Annotated in this window: 17 protein-coding genes; 12 read left to right on the top strand and 5 right to left on the bottom strand. The window is 36.0% G+C overall.

Going from position 1 to position 16,097, the window contains the following annotated elements:
• Positions 1-8: 8 nt before the first annotated feature.
• A complete protein-coding gene (locus tag ACFSFY_RS08265) occupies positions 9-1,037 on the bottom strand; it encodes a TRAP transporter substrate-binding protein (RefSeq protein ID WP_381537061.1) in 1,029 nt (342 codons plus the stop codon).
• Positions 1,038-1,500: 463 nt separating this feature from the next.
• On the opposite strand from ACFSFY_RS08265, the gene ACFSFY_RS08260 reads away from it, so the two are divergent.
• Positions 1,501-1,815: a hypothetical protein gene (locus ACFSFY_RS08260; RefSeq protein ID WP_381537059.1), complete on the top strand. Its 315-nt coding sequence runs from the start codon at positions 1,501-1,503 to the stop codon at positions 1,813-1,815.
• Positions 1,816-2,047: 232 nt separating this feature from the next.
• Entirely contained in the window at positions 2,048-2,578 is a 531-nt protein-coding gene (locus ACFSFY_RS08255; protein WP_381537057.1) for a 3D domain-containing protein, read from the top strand.
• A 79-nt stretch (positions 2,579-2,657) separates the two neighbouring features.
• Here the strand turns inward: ACFSFY_RS08255 and ACFSFY_RS08250 are convergent, their stop codons facing one another.
• On the bottom strand, positions 2,658-3,821 hold the full coding sequence (locus tag ACFSFY_RS08250; protein WP_381537055.1) for an aminotransferase class I/II-fold pyridoxal phosphate-dependent enzyme: 1,164 nt from the start codon (positions 3,819-3,821) through the stop codon (positions 2,658-2,660).
• Between the two features lie 144 nt (positions 3,822-3,965).
• Positions 3,966-5,018, bottom strand: a complete 1,053-nt coding sequence (gene cax, locus ACFSFY_RS08245; protein ID WP_381537053.1) for a calcium/proton exchanger — start codon at positions 5,016-5,018, stop codon at positions 3,966-3,968.
• 300 nt (positions 5,019-5,318) lie between these two features.
• Between cax and ACFSFY_RS08240 the strand changes: the two genes are divergently transcribed.
• The 3 genes from ACFSFY_RS08240 to ACFSFY_RS08230 all read left to right on the top strand — a co-directional run bounded on the left by ACFSFY_RS08240 (position 5,319) and on the right by ACFSFY_RS08230 (position 8,170).
• Positions 5,319-6,206, top strand: a complete 888-nt coding sequence (locus tag ACFSFY_RS08240) for a LysM peptidoglycan-binding domain-containing protein (protein WP_381537051.1) — start codon at positions 5,319-5,321, stop codon at positions 6,204-6,206.
• A gap of 215 nt (positions 6,207-6,421) precedes the next feature.
• Positions 6,422-7,252, top strand: a complete 831-nt coding sequence (locus ACFSFY_RS08235) for a S1C family serine protease (protein ID WP_381537049.1) — start codon at positions 6,422-6,424, stop codon at positions 7,250-7,252.
• 96 nt (positions 7,253-7,348) lie between these two features.
• A complete protein-coding gene (locus tag ACFSFY_RS08230) occupies positions 7,349-8,170 on the top strand; it encodes a squalene/phytoene synthase family protein (RefSeq protein WP_381537047.1) in 822 nt (273 codons plus the stop codon).
• An 81-nt stretch (positions 8,171-8,251) separates the two neighbouring features.
• Here the strand turns inward: ACFSFY_RS08230 and ACFSFY_RS08225 are convergent, their stop codons facing one another.
• The gene (locus ACFSFY_RS08225; RefSeq protein WP_381537045.1) at positions 8,252-8,437 is read right to left on the bottom strand and encodes a hypothetical protein; all 186 of its coding nucleotides are present in this window, start codon (positions 8,435-8,437) and stop codon (positions 8,252-8,254) included.
• Positions 8,438-8,761: 324 nt separating this feature from the next.
• Between ACFSFY_RS08225 and speD the strand changes: the two genes are divergently transcribed.
• Genes speD through speB form a run of 4 tightly spaced genes read left to right on the top strand, consistent with a single transcriptional unit; the run spans position 8,762 to position 12,729 of the window.
• Entirely contained in the window at positions 8,762-9,589 is an 828-nt protein-coding gene (gene speD / locus ACFSFY_RS08220) for an adenosylmethionine decarboxylase (protein ID WP_381537042.1), read from the top strand.
• Entirely contained in the window at positions 9,586-11,037 is a 1,452-nt protein-coding gene (locus ACFSFY_RS08215; protein ID WP_381537040.1) for an aminotransferase class I/II-fold pyridoxal phosphate-dependent enzyme, read from the top strand. Before speD ends, ACFSFY_RS08215 begins: the two co-directional genes overlap by 4 nt.
• Before the next feature lie 5 nt (positions 11,038-11,042).
• Positions 11,043-11,894: a polyamine aminopropyltransferase gene (gene speE / locus ACFSFY_RS08210; RefSeq protein WP_381537038.1), complete on the top strand. Its 852-nt coding sequence runs from the start codon at positions 11,043-11,045 to the stop codon at positions 11,892-11,894.
• Entirely contained in the window at positions 11,884-12,729 is an 846-nt protein-coding gene (gene speB, locus ACFSFY_RS08205) for an agmatinase (protein WP_381537036.1), read from the top strand. Before speE ends, speB begins: the two co-directional genes overlap by 11 nt.
• 61 nt (positions 12,730-12,790) lie before the next feature.
• Here speB and ACFSFY_RS08200 read toward each other — a convergent pair whose 3' ends face one another.
• Complete coding sequence (locus ACFSFY_RS08200) at positions 12,791-14,077, bottom strand: purine/pyrimidine permease (RefSeq protein WP_381537034.1); 1,287 nt, start codon at positions 14,075-14,077, stop codon at positions 12,791-12,793.
• 233 nt (positions 14,078-14,310) lie between these two features.
• Here ACFSFY_RS08200 and ACFSFY_RS08195 point away from each other — a divergent pair, with 233 nt between their 5' ends.
• Genes ACFSFY_RS08195 through ACFSFY_RS08185 form a run of 3 tightly spaced genes read left to right on the top strand, consistent with a single transcriptional unit; the run spans position 14,311 to position 16,082 of the window.
• The gene (locus ACFSFY_RS08195; protein WP_381537032.1) at positions 14,311-14,562 is read left to right on the top strand and encodes a (2Fe-2S)-binding protein; all 252 of its coding nucleotides are present in this window, start codon (positions 14,311-14,313) and stop codon (positions 14,560-14,562) included.
• 15 nt (positions 14,563-14,577) lie between these two features.
• Positions 14,578-14,877, top strand: a complete 300-nt coding sequence (locus ACFSFY_RS08190) for a (2Fe-2S)-binding protein (RefSeq protein ID WP_381537030.1) — start codon at positions 14,578-14,580, stop codon at positions 14,875-14,877.
• Positions 14,874-16,082, top strand: a complete 1,209-nt coding sequence (locus ACFSFY_RS08185; protein WP_381537028.1) for an NAD(P)/FAD-dependent oxidoreductase — start codon at positions 14,874-14,876, stop codon at positions 16,080-16,082. The genes ACFSFY_RS08190 and ACFSFY_RS08185 overlap by 4 nt, the downstream gene beginning before the upstream one ends.
• The last annotated feature ends 15 nt before the right edge of the window (positions 16,083-16,097 follow it).

Here is a 16,097-nt window from a genome sequence, read left to right as displayed (position 1 = left end):
TGTAATTTTTATTTTTGTGCATCTAAAATGCGGTTCAATAACTCTTGGTACTCAATCATCGAATAGACGGGTTTAACAGCTTCTTGGAAAGGTGCAATATCAACATCTTCCACGATTTCTACGCCATTTTCTTTAAGTACTTTAAGTGATTCTTTTTCCATTTCAACGATTAAATCACGTTCTTTAGGACCAGCTTTTTGACCTTCTTCAATAACAATATCTCGGAGGTCAGCTGGAAGCTTATCGTATGTTTTTTGACTCATCATATACATAGCAACTGAATATACGTGACCTGTTAATGTCATGTATTTTTGTTTAGATTCATAAAGTTTAAACTGGTCAGCAACGATTGCTGGGTTTTCTTGTGCGTCTACAACTCCTTGTTGTAAACCAGTTAGTGCTTCTGTCCATGCCATTGGTGTCGCTAGAGCACCCATTTCTTTAAATGCAGCAATGTGTATTTCATTTTCTTGTGTTCTAATTTTAAGTCCTTTTAAATCTTCAGGTTTGTTGATTGGGTGTTTGCTGTTTGTAATATGACGGTAACCATTTTCTCCCCAAGACAAACCAATGATTCCATTTTCCTTTAATTTTTCAAATAGTTCATCGCCAATTTCACCGTTTAATATTTCTACAGCAGAATCACGATCTTTGAATAGGAATGGCACATCAAGTACTCCAAGTTCAGGAACAAAGTTCGTAACTGGTGCTGTAGATGACATTACCAAATCCACTGTTCCTAGTGTCATACCTTCTGTCAGTTCACGTTCAGCACCAATTTCACTGTTCGGGAATACTTCTATAATAACTCGTCCATCTGTACGTTCTTTAACATTTTCAGCCATTTCCAAAAATCCAAGATGGTAAGGATGGTCATTCGGCAATGAGTGACCTGCTTGTAGCGTGAAAACTTCATCATCCTTTTTATCGTCTTTTGCTCCATCTTCTTTCGCACCATCTGATTTATCCGATCCACATGCAGCTAATACAAGCATAATAACCGCCATTAGAGCGATTAAAATATTCTTCTTAAACATATTAAATTCCCCCTGTGATTGTACTTTAGTTTGAAAATCATTTTCCACTTTACAGCAAAATGTGCCACGACTTTGAATTATCTGTTTTCTGAGCTCGTCAGAACATCCACCTGTATACATGGTATGTATTGTAGGTCATTTACAGAGTATGCAATATATTGCTTTTTATTTTGAGAAGTGTTCACACCTTTCTAACGTCTTTTATTATTATAGAGTCATAATTTAAAAAGTTCAATGCTTTTTTAAAATTATTGCTGAATGGTCTAATTATTTACACTTACATAATAAATATTCTCATTATAAAACCCTGTGTAATAATACGCCCTATCAAAGATATTTCAATAAAAGTTTAAATTGAACACTTAAACTTCTCTAATCTATAAGCATTATTTTTGGAAGTAATAATGAAAAACTGTTAGGGTAAGTATACTATTTATTATCCTTTTCTTAGGGAGGTATAGAAATGAACGAACAAAATAAAACAGTTATTCATTCCGTAACTTATCGGTCGGTTGAGCGTACGATTGACTGGTTTGTGCAGAAACAACATCAAACTATCCATCATATTTATTTATATTCAGATACTATTACAACTTCGAAACACATATTCCAACTGGATCATGTACACGATATTTCATATAAACCTTTTTCGGGAGGAACTGGGCTTTTCTATTTACATACAAACCAGGGTGTTTTCACATACGATATCGACATGAATCCAAAAGAATTCATTCGAGAATACAAAAACTTACGCGATGGACATTCCTTTTTATATTAGAACTTACTTTAATTTTATTAATACTAAATAAAACAACAAAAGGAACAGTGAATGAGACTTTTACACGGAAAATTGGTCTCTTTATTATCTAGAATTCCCTCAAACATTTTGAATCCTTCCATATATTACAAAGCAATTATATATTGATTTATTCCGCACATAGTTTTGTAATCTTGCTGAAACATTAGAGTGCTATGCTATTCCTTAATGATCAAAAGGAGGTACTCTATTTATGAAGAAAATATTTCTATTTCTTTCAGTAACCATGTTGTTATCTATTGGTACTGCGCTTCAAACATCAGCGTCTAGCATACATACAGTGGTTAAAGGTGATACACTATGGGCAATTTCTCAAAACAATAATGTCTCTGTTGCGACTTTAAAAGAGTGGAATGGCCTTTCAAGCAATTTAATTATACCAGGCAAAGAATTAGTATTAGAAAACACTAGAAACTCATCTAATTCAATAGATTCGGCTGAAATAACTGTAACGGCTACGGCTTACACAGCCTTTTGTAAAGGTTGCTCGGGGGTAACGTCAACTGGAATCGATTTACGTGCAAATCCGAATCAAAAAGTCATTGCAGTAGATCCGAAAGTCATTCCACTTGGCTCACGCGTTTGGGTTGAAGGGTATGGTGAAGCAATTGCTGGAGATATTGGCGGAGCTATAAAAGGTAATAAAATAGATGTTTTCATTCCGAATACAAAACGAGCACTCATTTGGGGCAATAAAACAGTTAAAATTAAAATCTTAAATTAAACTGTTAAGCTATAGCCTCTTTAGAGAAACACTATAAAAAAGTACACTACTAAATTGAATTTAGTAGTGTACTTTTTTATTACAATTGTAAATCTCTTAGTTGTTTGATTGCATTTTGGAGTACATCTACTTTTTGAACAAGTGCTAAACGTACGTATCCAACACCATTCGTACCAAAAATACTCCCTGGAACCATAATAACCCCTGTTTTCTCAATACATTTAAACACAAATTCCTTGTCGTCCATTTCATATGGATATTTAGCCCAAACGAACATTCCACCGCTTGAAGGTGTTGGTGTCCAACCGATGTCTACTAAGCCTTTCATCAATACATTATGTCGTTCTGAAAACTCACTTCGAAGCCGATTCGTTATTTCTTCTGCATTGTCTAATGCAACAATTGCAGCCTCTTGGATTGGAGCAAACGTACCGTAATCTAAATTAGACTTCAGCTGCTTAATAACGGATATCATCTCAGCATTTCCTACAATATATGCAATTCGAGCACCTGCTAAACTAAAGCTCTTCGATAACGAATTAATTTCGAGCCCCACCTCCATTGCACCGGGTGTAGACAGAAAACTAACCGGCGAATTCCCAGTAAAATAATACTCTGAGTAGGCAGCATCATGAAGCACAATAATATTATATGTATGGGCAAAATCCACTACTTTTTGAAAGAATGAAAGATCAGGCATTGCTGGGACAGGGTTTCCTGGTAAGTTTAAGATCATTAATTTTGATTGAAGCGCAATTTCTTTAGGTATTGCATCTAAATCAGGCAAGAAATCATTTTCTGCTAATAAAGGCATGTAATAAGGTACTGCTCCAGCTAGTTTTATTCCTGCATCATAAGCTACATATGCTGGATTTGTCGTTAGGACATAGTCTCCCTCGTCACAAAAAGCAAAAGGAAGATGAACAAGCCCCTCTTGTGAGCCCATTGTCTGAATTACTTCCGTTTCTGGATTTAATGTAACGTTAGATCGTCTTTGATAATAATTAACTACGGCTTCGTTAAAGCGTTTTATTCCACCTAATGTATACCCATATGAATCAGCCAAGTAGCTTTTATCTGATAATACTTTTCGAACTCTTTCATCTGGAGGTAAATCAGGACTGCCCAAACTTAAATCATAAAGTTCGAAACCTGCGGCTTTTTTGGCTTCCGCTGCCCTTCTTAAGTCTCCAAATATTGCTGGTGCGAATACAGACATTTTCTTAGAAACATTAATCTTCATATCAATTTCCCCTTAGTAATGAAAAGTTTAATTATCATACTATCACAACTTCTCTTCTTAAGTGAAAGAATATTTTTACAATGAAAAATGCTGAATCACAAAACAGTATCGAACTGTTTTGTAACTCCGCATTTTCTGTTTTTATTAAAGTAAATAAAATCCTATCCCCATTATTAAATAGGCTGAGAACAGTATTAAACCTTCGAACCAATTTGACTCCCCATCATTGGATAAATTAATGACTAAAAGTGTTGCGGTTATCATAGCAACAAGTTCTGGTATCGTAAAAACCAAAGCCATTTGTACGGGCATAAAAAGTGAGATTAGTACAAGAACTGGCGCAACAAACATCGCTACTTGCAATGTCGAACCGACGGCAATTTCCACAGAAACATCTACCCTGTTTTTAACAGCCATAGTAATGGCTGACACGTGTTCAGCAGCATTTCCAACAATCGCTACAATAATTACACCAATAAACAACTCTGTCCAACCAAACTGCTCCCCAATCGTTTCAAATGTATGTACTAGGCGTTCCGATACAAAAGCTACTGCCATAGTTGCAATGAAAAGAATAAGAATAGATTTCTTTTTTGTCCATTCTGGCTTTTCGAGTTCATGACCAGAATCATCGGATGCAGAAAAAACTCCACGATGCGTTACTAATTTGAAAAAGAGGCCAGCGAGATAAATTGCAATCAGTATGACCGAAATTCCTATACTTAAGTTCAATGTTGTTTTTGTATCCATGGACATCGAAAAGACTTCGGGTATAACAAAAGCAACAATTATAGCGAATATCAATAAACCAGAGTTGTATTGCGCATCATGCAAGCTGAATTTCTGTCGTTTATGCTTAATACCACCAGCAAAGAACGAAAGTCCAAGCACTAATAGTAAGTTTCCAAGAACGGATCCCGTCAGCGAAGCTAGAACAATCCCAACCATTCCCGCCTTTAATGTAAAGATTGATATAAGTAGTTCAACTGCATTACCAAAAGTCGCATTTAATAATCCTCCAATTCTGGGACCACTTACTATTGCTAAACTTTCAGTAGCTCTTCCTATATAACCAGCAAGTCCAATAATACTTAAAGAACTTATCACAAACATAAATATATCTGACCAATTTAAAATTGTTCCTAAAATTACAAGTGGAACACCTGTAAATACAAGGATTGCAATTATCCGATTCATATAAAACACCTCTTCATGTAATTAAGTTTCTCATTATCCTTCCCTCCATAAAGAACTTACAAACATCACTTAAAAGAGCTTAGCTACAACGACTTATTACTAATTTTCTATACTCGAACTGTTACTAAATCGGCCACTCTTATCACTAGTATCGATAGTCAGAATGTATATATTTTAGAAGACATGGTTACTACTACTCTTAAAGACATAATTCTTAACTATTTAATAGTTAAATTCTATTGACATAAGAGTTTGTCTTAATATCATTCTTTTACCTACAAAGAGGAGGAAGTCTTTATTATGAAGAAACACATTTTAGTTTTAGCTATAATCACTGTACTATTTACAGGAGGATTTACAGCCTTTGCTGCGACGTTACCATTTCCGATTCATATTGAGGATTCAATTGAGGTACAATTTGAGTCGTCATCTTATCAAACTGTTCAACCAGGTGATACTTTATGGTCAATTGCAAATGAAAACAATGTCCTCATCGATGACTTACTAAAGTGGAATGACCTGGACTCGACAATAATCCATCCAACACAAGAATTAATTGTAAATAAAATTTCTAAGTTTAGAAATGAAATTGAAAGCAGCGTAAAAAAAGATTTGGAAACCTACATTGTAAAACCTGGAGACACGCTTATTAATATTGCAGTAGAAAACAACCTATCCATAGAGGAATTGATTAATTGGAATACAATTTCAAGTGAGTTAATCCTTCCAGGTCAAGAACTTGTATTAAACGGGATAAATAATCCTTCACATCAAGCAACATTACAAACAATCTCAATTCCCAAGAAGCCTCAAGAAATCGCTCAAGTAAAAACAAAATCAACTTCTCAGCCTATTGCTAAAGCTAAAGTTCAAGCAGCTACCATAAACAACGGACCTGGTAAAGAAATGACTATGACGGCAACTGCATATACCGCCTATTGTAAAGGCTGTTCTGGAACGACATACACAGGCATTAACTTACGTGCCAATCCAAACCAAAAAGTAATTGCAGTTGATCCGAGAATCATTCCACTTGGATCTAGGGTATGGGTCGAGGGTTACGGCGAGGCGATTGCTGGGGATATTGGCAGCGCTATAAAAGGAAATATTATCGATGTCTTTATTGAACACAGGCAAGATGCACTTAATTGGGGTAGAAAAACAGTTAAAATAAAGATTTTAGAATAACAAATAAAAGATGAAAAATCGATACTCCAAGAAAAAAACCGGATTCTAATCAGAATCCGGTTTTCTAATAGTAAAAATTTAAATCTAACTTACCTGTCATTTGTGGCAGTTCTTAGCACATCACTCAATCATAATGAACGTAACCATCATTAAATTTTGAATTGTAACAACATCTATGGCAACATTAGTATAGTTGCGTAAGGATGTGAGAATAATTGAAGGAATCCCTAGATGATAAACATAATGGACATGATAATGAGTTCTACGAAGATATTGACGAAGAAGAGATGCACGAACTTGTTTGGGAAGCACAGCGCGAAGCATTACTGAAAGCCGCCCAAGAAAAAGAACAACAAAAAACGAAACGGAAATTTCCAAAGTGGATATTTTGGCTAATGGCTATTGTACTTGGAGTAAATACATTTTCGATTATTTTCGAAATATATTCAATTCCAGCGATTGATTTTTTACGCACATCGGCTGAACTTTCAAGTGATGAAAAGATAGCTTTGTATAAAAAATCTGTTGTAGTTATTTCAACAGAAGACAGTAAAGGGACCGGCTTTTCAATATCCAGTGATGGAACCATCTTAACGAATTATCATGTCATTGAAGGAAATGAAACGGTATCTGTTTATTTTCCAGATGATGGTCGATATTCGGCCAAGGTTATAGAAGAGTACCCATCTATCGATCTTGCCGTGTTGAAGGTAGACAGTAAAAACTTACCCTTTCTAAAACTTTCTGAAGAAAAATCCTTCATACAAAATGAACCCATTCAGTTTATTGGAAACCCTCTTCGGTTTCACGGGATCGCCAATGAAGGAACGATTATTGAGCCTATTCAATTAAAAGATTGGGAAGAAGAAGTCATTATGATTAAAGCGCCTGTTTATCGTGGTAATAGTGGTAGCCCAATATTAAATGAAAATGGGTTGGTAATTGGAATCATATTTGCCACATTAAATCACGAGGACTTTGGGAAAGTGGGTTTATTCATTCCAATTGACTATTATTTAAGGACATTAAATTCATCTGCTGAATAAAAAGGATAATGTGAAAGATGTTTTCCCTACCATTTTACCTGATAATTAGATAAAATAAAATACAAGCTAAGGATTGTAAGAATTGGAGGCATTATTGTGGGTAACAGTAAAACTTTACAAAAAGAAGCTATGGCGGTACTTAAAGAAACTAGTAGAACTTTTTACATTCCCATTACTTTTTTAGACAGCACATTAAAAAATGCTGTCGCATCTGCTTATCTATGTATGCGCGCTATTGATGAAATCGAAGATCATGAAACATTAGATGCTGAAGTAAAACAACATCTATTGCTTAAAACGAGTGAAATGTTACTAACTGATTTTGATAAAACTGCTTATGCACAACTTATAGCAGAATACGAAGATCAATTGCCAGAAGTTTCAATACGACTTGGTGATTGGTTGGATTTTTGTCCGGTTGTTTCACTAGCAAAAGTAAAAGCTTCTACAAGTGAAATGGCAATCGGTATGGCTAAGTGGGTAGAAAAAGACTGGCAAGTGAAAACTAAAGAAGACTTAGATGAATATACATATTATGTTGCTGGACTTGTAGGAATTATGCTTTCCGATTTATGGGAGGAAAACGCGGATATTGTCACAGATCGTGAATTGGCGATTAGTTATGGTCGCGGACTGCAAGCGGTTAATATATTACGTAACAAGGATGAAGATAATGAACGCGGTGTTCAATTCTTTCCAGAGGGTTGGACAAGAGAAGACATGTTTGCATATGCAGAGGAAAATTTAGCAAAAGCCGATGAATATATTAAAAGTATTCAGCATAGAAGAATCGTTCTTTTTTGTAAAGTCCCTTTAGTACTCGCACATAAAACTTTAAAAGCCTTAAAAAGCGGTAAAGATAAAATGACAAGGGTTGAAGTAGAAACTGCTGTAAAAGAAGTACAAAAAGAAGTTTGATTGAATATCGTAATAAAAACGCAACTCTTTTGTTAAAAGAGTTGCGTTTTTTTATGATCAATTTATAAAACACTTATTTTATTATATTTCGTTATGATGTACTCTCTTTTGATTTATAAAGATAATAGAAGAACTTACGACAACTAAGAAAATGATGGACATAATTCCTAATAGAGCCCCATCTATATTAATTCCACCGAAAACAGTACTTGTTGTTAATCCTAGGACACTCCCCGTTACTAGTGCCAACATTATGATTCGAATCACAATCCATCATCCTTCCACTACATTATCTTTAAATATGCACTGTACTGAGAACTCTTCTCAACCTAATCATACTCCAACTGAGAACTTTTATCAATAAAAACTTTTCTGGGCTTTCTAACTAATTATATGCAGCTGTTAAATATAAATTCTTCTTTATCAAATTTGTTACATTTAATATACTTTTGTTAAATTTGGAGTATTACTTTTATTGTGAGTTGCTATACTTTATAATGAATCTATAGTTCAAATTTTGGCGGGCTTTATTTATCCAACAAAATTTCAAATTATAATCCACTAATATGTATGAAGGGCGTGAAGTTAGGGTTGGAAAATAAGCTGAAACTATATGGCTTTAACAACCTCACCAAGACACTTAGCTTCAACATCTTTGATGTGAGCTATGCAAAAAGTGAGCGGGAGCAAAAAGACTATATTGCTTATATTGATGAGCAGTATAACTCAGAACGATTAACCAATATACTCGTAAATGTAACCGAAATTATCGGCGCAACTGTATTAAACGTGAGCAAACAAGATTATGATCCACAAGGAGCAAGTGTAACGATTCTCATATCCGAAGAATCTATTCCAGTCGGCCTAATTGACGAATCATGCAACCGTGGTGAAATCGATATTTTGAAGACACGTGAAACTGTTGTTGGCCATTTGGATAAAAGTCATGTCACTGTTCATACGTATCCTGAGTATCATCCAGACAACTCAATTGCCACGTTCCGTGTGGATATTGATGTATCGACATGTGGAGAGATTTCGCCTTTAAATGCATTGGATTATTTAATAGGAAGTTTCGATTCAGATATCATTACTACGGATTACCGCGTCAGAGGTTTTACACGTGATGAAAAAGGAAAAAAACTTTTTATTGATCATAAAATGGCATCGATTCAAGACTATATCGATAAACAAACATTACAAAAGTATGATGCAATCGACGTAAACGTATATCAATCCAACATCTTTCATACAAAATTACTTATAAAAGAGATTGTTCTACAAGATTATTTGTTTAACTTAGATGTTTATGAAATCCCCCCTAAAGAAAGGCTACAAATAACAAATAATTTACGTAGGGAAATGATTGAAATCTTTAGTGGAACAAATATATACGAAGAACTAGAGTTACAAAAATGACACAACTCTCACAACAAAAAGCACCTATTATGGAAGCATTGACCCGCTATAAATCTAAGCGGGTTGTTCCTTTTGATGTACCTGGCCATAAGCGTGGACGAGGAAATAAAGAGCTAACAGATTTTTTAGGTGAAGAATGTCTCACTATGGACGTAAACTCCATGAAGCCTTTGGACAATCTGTGTCATCCAGTTTCAGTCATTGCCGAAGCAGAAGTATTGGCCGCTGAAGCCTTTGGGGCAAAACATGCCTTTTTCATGGTGAACGGGACAACTTCTGCCGTGCAAGCAATGATTATGACTGCTTGCAAATCGGGTGAAAAGATAATTATGCCCCGTAATGTGCATCGCAGTGCCATCAATTCTCTTATAATCAGCGGTGCGATCCCTATATACGTAAATCCTGGAGTAGATAAAGATTTAGGCATACCCTTAGGGATGAGTTTAAGCGACGTAAAACGAGCAATTGAAGAAAATCTAGATGCTAAAGCAATTCTTATTAACAATCCCACCTATTACGGAATTTGTTCTAATATGAAAGCCATTACAGATCTTGCACATCTGCATGGAATGCTCGTCCTCGTAGATGAGGCGCATGGCACACATTTCTACTTTGGAAAGGATCTACCCGCCTCTGCTATGTCGGTTGGAGCTGATATGGCTTCCGTTAGTATGCATAAATCTGGTGGTTCCCTGACACAAAGTTCGTTTTTGTTAATTAATAATAATGTAAGCGTTGGATACACTCGACAAATTATTAACTTAACCCAGACAACTAGTGGTTCTTATTTGTTATTGTCATCATTGGATATTTCAAGAAAAAACCTTGCCTTAAATGGTGAAGAAATATTTCAAAAAGTTTCTGATATGGCACAATACACAAGAGATGAAATCAATAAGATCAATGGATATTACGCCTTTTCGAAAGAATTGCTGAATGGAGATACCATTTTCGACTTTGATGTTACCAAACTCTCTGTCCATACCCTGGATATTGGGCTCGCGGGGGTCGAAGTATATGATATCCTTCGTGATGAGTACGATATTCAAATCGAATTTGGAGATTTAGGCAATTTGTTGGCTTATATATCTGTCGGTGATCGACATCGAGATCTCGAACGACTGGTTGCGGCATTGGCGGAAATAAAACGTCGTTATGGTAAAGAAAAGAATGGTTTATTTGATCAAGAATACATTAATCCAGAAGTTGTTATGACTCCACAGGAAGCATTTTATTCACCTAAAGACAGGCTTCCAATTTCAGAAAGTGCCGGAAATGTTTCTAGTGAATTCGTAATGTGCTATCCCCCCGGAATCCCAATTGTCGCGCCTGGCGAAAGGATTACCGAAGAGATTTTAGCTTATATTGAGTATTGTAAAGAAAAAGGTTGCTTTTTAACAGGAACTGAAGACAATCAAATTGAATTTATTAATATAGTTAGGGAGTGATCACAATGAACGTTTGGTATACAGAAGAACATACACCTGGAGTCCGACTATCCATGAAAATAGAACAACATCTTTACTCAGGACAGAGTGAGTTTCAAAAAATTGATGTCTTACAAACAACAGAGTTTGGTAAACTTCTAACTCTTGATGGTTTAGTTATGTTAACGGAAAAAGATGAATTCATTTATCATGATATGATTGTTCATGTTCCAATGGCGACAAATCCAAATATTAAAAAGGTTTTAGTTATAGGTGCAGGCGATGGTGGTACTGTTCGTGAACTAACTAAATACGAAACGATTGAGCAAATAGATATGGTTGAGATTGACAAAATGGTCGTTGATGTCTGTCAAGAGTTCATTCCCCTAACAGCTTCAAAACTAACAGATCCTAGAGTAAATCTATTTTTTGAGGATGGTCTAAAGTTTGTTCGTACAAAGGAAAATGAATACGATTTAATAATCGTTGACTCTACCGATCCATTTGGTCCTGGTGAAGGACTATTCACAAAAGAATTTTACGGCAATTGCTATAATGCCTTAAATGAAGACGGAATTCTTGTGAATCAACACGAAAGCCCTTTTTATGCTGAGTATGCTCTTTCTATGCAACGTGCACATAATCGCATTGTAGAATTTTTCCCGAACTGTCATGTATATCAAGCACATATCCCGACATATCCATCAGGCCATTGGCTTTTCGGATTCGCTTCAAAGAAATTCGATCCAATTAAAGACTTGGATGTCGCAGCATGGAACGCTTTAGATCTGAAAACAAAATATTACAATACTGAAATCCATGTCGGCTCGTTCGCCCTTCCAAATTATGTGAAGGAACAATTAGAAGATGCTGAGTAAAAACATTGAAACTTTTCTCGGATGTGAAAATGAGTATGAGGAATCCAAAATCGTTATTTTTGGAGCGCCCTTCGATTCAACAACTTCCTACCGTCCAGGAACTCGTTTTGCCAGTAAGGCAATGAGAAGTGAATCATTCGGGATTGAAACATATAGTCCGTACCAAGATAAAGATTTGGAAGATATTACAGTCTTTGACGGCGGAGATTTAGAGCTCAGTTTTGGTAATCCCGAAAAGGCGCTTACACAAATCGAAGAGTTTACTGCCCTTGTTTTAGAAGACGATAAAATTCCTTGCATGATTGGCGGCGAACATTTAGTTACTTTAGGTGCAGTTCGAGCTGCAGCTAAGAAATATCCTGATTTACATGTCATACAATTTGATGCACATGCTGATTTACGAGATGATTATCTAGGTGAATCTTTATCTCATGCTTCTGTAATACATAGAGTGTGGGATATTCTTGGGGACGGTCGAATATACCAGTTTGGTATACGTTCAGGTGACCGAAGCGAATTTCAATGGGGTAAAGATCATGTATATACAAACAAATTCAACTTCGATGGGTTGAATGAAATCGTTGAAAAACTAAAGGGTAAACCGATTTACTTAACAATCGATTTAGATGTATTAGACCCTTCTGTCTTCCCTGGTACAGGCACACCTGAAGCTGGTGGAGTTAGTTTCCTTGAGTTATTGCAAGCAATGCTCGATGTAAGTGAGCTTAATATCATCGCATGCGATGTGAATGAATTATCCCCTATTTACGACCAAAGCGGTGTCTCAACTGCCGTTGCATGCAAAGTATTACGTGAATTAATTTTAATGCTTTAATTTTATAAATGTAGATAAAAACATCCCCTGTAAATGCAACATTTACAGGGGATGTTTTATATTATCTTGCTTTTGTTTTCCATAGTAAATACTGTTCAATCATCATCGCGATAATTGTCCCAGTAACAAGACCATTCGATAATGTCGTTGCTAGGATATTTGGTAAACTCGCCATACTAGTTGCCGGCATGAACATTAATCCAACACCAATCATTAATCCAAATGCAACAACTTTATAAGCCTGTGATTGGTTTTTATCTGTTGCCAATTCTGTAAATGCCATTTCAACCATTTTAGTAAAAATTGCAAAAGTTACTGCATAAGCAACAGGTGCTGGTAATGTTGCAAAAAAACTCATAACCGCTGGAGAAAGAGTCATCCCAATAACAATCACGCTTCCAATGATAAAAGGCTTAATTGAAATCATTCTTGTCGCCCCTACAAATCCTGCTGCACCCGAGATTGGTACGGGTCCAATTGCGGAGAAAACACCTGATAGAAGATGGTTAATACCTGATGCAATAGATCCTTCTTTCACACGATCAGGAACTTCGATAGCAAATGAATGTTTGTACAGGTTTTCCATAACTCGTATGGAAGCCATCATATTAGCAATTAATAATAATGTTATAAACAGAGTAGTGACAAACATTCCGCTGTCCCAAATTGGTTTTCCATATACAAAAACATCTGGGAAAGCAATGAGTTTCGTGGCTTTAGATTCTATATGGGAAGCCTTTCCAAGTGCAGCAAATAATAACCAACCTAGACCGATCGAAATGAGTACCGAGTATTTTGATACCCAACTACTTTTATGGTTCATTGTAATAAAGGTAATAAAAATCACAACAATACTACCAAACGCAACAGTTCCATCAATACTATCTGTCGCAGATTCTATGCCAAACATTCCTTGGAGAAATGTTCCACTCAGTTGCAATATAAGTAAGAGTAAATATGTAAATGTAATTGCTGGTGTAAATAATCGTTTCATTTTGGTGACGACGCCCGTCAGTGCTAAAAATATAAATAATACACCACTGTACAACATACCACTTTGCAATGCCCTTAAGGAATCAGCAGCTGTAGGATACATTACCCCCACCATACCTGCATACACAACGAATACTCCCCACCATAATCCCGCAGGTCCTTCATTAATCGGTAATCGGTGACCGAAAAACGCTTGTACTATACAAGCTACCCCTAATACAAATATGGTTCGTTGAATAAATAGTGTTGTATCTCCTGTATCCATTTCAAATACATGTGCAATTGCAATCGGAGCTGCAATGGACGAAGCGATAAGAAAAATCGCCCACTGAACCCCACCTATTATATTTCTCATACTTTTCCTCCGTTGCTTTGTTCATATGTACTTATACTATACACGATTTAACATTAAATAAAGATGTGAGAAAAACATTATTTAATCTAATAGTATTGATAGTTGAATTGCTGCGTTATTTCAAATCTTGTCTTTTATTGTTACCACGCATTCAATTCTAAATACCATAAACAAATCATAAATTATAGTAGATTATGTATTTCCGATAGGAGGTAGTTGTCATTAAAGATACCATGATTTGTAGATGTGAAGAGGTTTACCTAAGTGATATCTTAGATGCAATAAAATGTGGAGCAATAACTTCAAAAGATGTAAAACTACGAACAAGAGCGGCTATGGGAATTTGTCAGTCTAAAACATGTCGCCCCCTTTTAGAACAAGTTATTTCATTTTATACGAATTCAGAATTACCCGAGAAAACTCACTTAACACATAACATACCAATCCGCCCGCTTACAATAGCGGAACTTGCCAAAAACTACTAGAAAGGAGCTGCTCTCATGAGAATACTTACACATCCCTTATTTGGATCTTTAAGAAAAGAACGAATCACATTTACTTTTAACGAAGTAAACTATGAGGCAATAGAAGGCGAATCCATTGCTGCCGCATTACTTGCAAATAATATTAGAACTATTCGTTATTCTGAAAAACTAAATATGCCCAGAGGTATATATTGCGGTATCGGTAACTGTTATGAATGCAGGGCGACTGTGAATGGACAAAGAAGTGTTCGCACTTGCATAACAAATGTAGAAGAACATATGCAAATACACACACAAGGCCAGGAAAATTCATGAAATATGACGCTGTCGTGATTGGTTCTGGACCCGCTGGTATGAGTGCAGCCATTACACTTTCGAAAAATGGAGCAACGGTTGCAGTCGTAGATGAAAATCCCGTTGCAGGAGGCAAACTATTAGCTCAGCTTCATAAAGAATCAAAAAATAGTTGGTGGATTGGCAAAGATATTGCACATGAACTAGAGAAAACTATGAAACAATTAAACATCACAATCTTTCAGAATACTGAAGTATGGGGTATTTTTCCCAAGTGGAGAGTGTTGTTAAATAACAGTATGGAACTTCAGACAAATCATGTCCTTATAGCCTCTGGAGCAGTTGAAAAAGCAATTCCGATTCCAGGGTGGACAATCCCAGGCGTTATGGCAATCGGCGCCGCACAAATGTTAACCAATTATCACCGTGTCAAGCCAGGAAAGAAGGTTGCTATAATTGGAATTGATCCCCTTTCCCTAATTACTGCAAACGAATTGAAAACAGTCGGTGTTGATGTAGTTGGTATTTTTATTCCTCCGCCTATAGATTATATTCATAGACTATCCAATCCCAAAAACATAATTTCCTATTTATCCACTATGGCCAATTTAGCACCCAGTCCTCTGCTGAAGCTATCCGGAAACTTGGCCAAAACGAACTTCATTCAAACAATGGGCGCACGCTATTATCCCCAAAAAGGAATTAAAGTTTGGGGGATTCCTCTCTATTTGAAAAAGACTATTATTGAAATAAAGGGTGACAATCAGGTCGAACAGATTCAAATTGCCAATGTAACCACTGATGGCAGACTTGTTGAAAATTCACAATATAAAATTGACGTTGATTGCGTTTGTATCTCGGGTGGCTTATACCCTTTAGTTGAACTGGCTGCAGCCGCAAAATGTGATTTTATCTATATTGAAGAGCTCGGTGGACATGTTCCTCTATACAGTCCCGAAATGGAAACGACTCAGCAAGGAATTTTTGTCGCTGGAAATTGTACAGGAATTGAAGGTGCCAAAATTGCAATGGCTCAAGGCGAACTAGCTGGTGTAGTTATTAGTCAGCGATTGGGTTTAATAAAAAAGAATTCTGTTTATTTAATTAAACAAGCTCAAGAAAAAGTCAAAAAGACACGTAAAAACTCCCCTATCACATTTCAACAACATATCGAAATCGGCAGGGAAAAAGCAGATATTCTTTGGAATAAACATTTCAAACTATAACTTTGGGGGCTATCC

This window comes from Sporosarcina siberiensis (genome assembly GCF_042681925.1).
Classification (GTDB): domain Bacteria; phylum Bacillota; class Bacilli; order Bacillales_A; family Planococcaceae; genus Sporosarcina; species Sporosarcina siberiensis.
The sequence above is the reverse complement of the archived record's forward strand: the minus strand, read 5'-3'. Positions and strand labels throughout refer to the sequence as shown.

What these genes read in the sequence shown, in the direction of transcription:
- ACFSFY_RS08265 (WP_381537061.1), bottom strand. Translation starts at nt 1,037, where the DNA reads ATGTTTAAGAAGAATATTTTAATCGCTCTAATGGCGGTTATTATGCTT.
- ACFSFY_RS08260 (WP_381537059.1), top strand. Translation starts at nt 1,501, where the DNA reads ATGAACGAACAAAATAAAACAGTTATTCATTCCGTAACTTATCGGTCG.
- ACFSFY_RS08255 (WP_381537057.1), top strand. Translation starts at nt 2,048, where the DNA reads ATGAAGAAAATATTTCTATTTCTTTCAGTAACCATGTTGTTATCTATT.
- ACFSFY_RS08250 (WP_381537055.1), bottom strand. Translation starts at nt 3,821, where the DNA reads ATGAAGATTAATGTTTCTAAGAAAATGTCTGTATTCGCACCAGCAATA.
- cax (WP_381537053.1), bottom strand. Translation starts at nt 5,018, where the DNA reads ATGAATCGGATAATTGCAATCCTTGTATTTACAGGTGTTCCACTTGTA.
- ACFSFY_RS08240 (WP_381537051.1), top strand. Translation starts at nt 5,319, where the DNA reads ATGAAGAAACACATTTTAGTTTTAGCTATAATCACTGTACTATTTACA.
- ACFSFY_RS08215 (WP_381537040.1), top strand. Translation starts at nt 9,586, where the DNA reads ATGACACAACTCTCACAACAAAAAGCACCTATTATGGAAGCATTGACC.
- speE (WP_381537038.1), top strand. Translation starts at nt 11,043, where the DNA reads ATGAACGTTTGGTATACAGAAGAACATACACCTGGAGTCCGACTATCC.
- speB (WP_381537036.1), top strand. Translation starts at nt 11,884, where the DNA reads ATGCTGAGTAAAAACATTGAAACTTTTCTCGGATGTGAAAATGAGTAT.
- ACFSFY_RS08200 (WP_381537034.1), bottom strand. Translation starts at nt 14,077, where the DNA reads ATGAGAAATATAATAGGTGGGGTTCAGTGGGCGATTTTTCTTATCGCT.
- ACFSFY_RS08195 (WP_381537032.1), top strand. Translation starts at nt 14,311, where the DNA reads ATGATTTGTAGATGTGAAGAGGTTTACCTAAGTGATATCTTAGATGCA.
- ACFSFY_RS08190 (WP_381537030.1), top strand. Translation starts at nt 14,578, where the DNA reads ATGAGAATACTTACACATCCCTTATTTGGATCTTTAAGAAAAGAACGA.
- ACFSFY_RS08185 (WP_381537028.1), top strand. Translation starts at nt 14,874, where the DNA reads ATGAAATATGACGCTGTCGTGATTGGTTCTGGACCCGCTGGTATGAGT.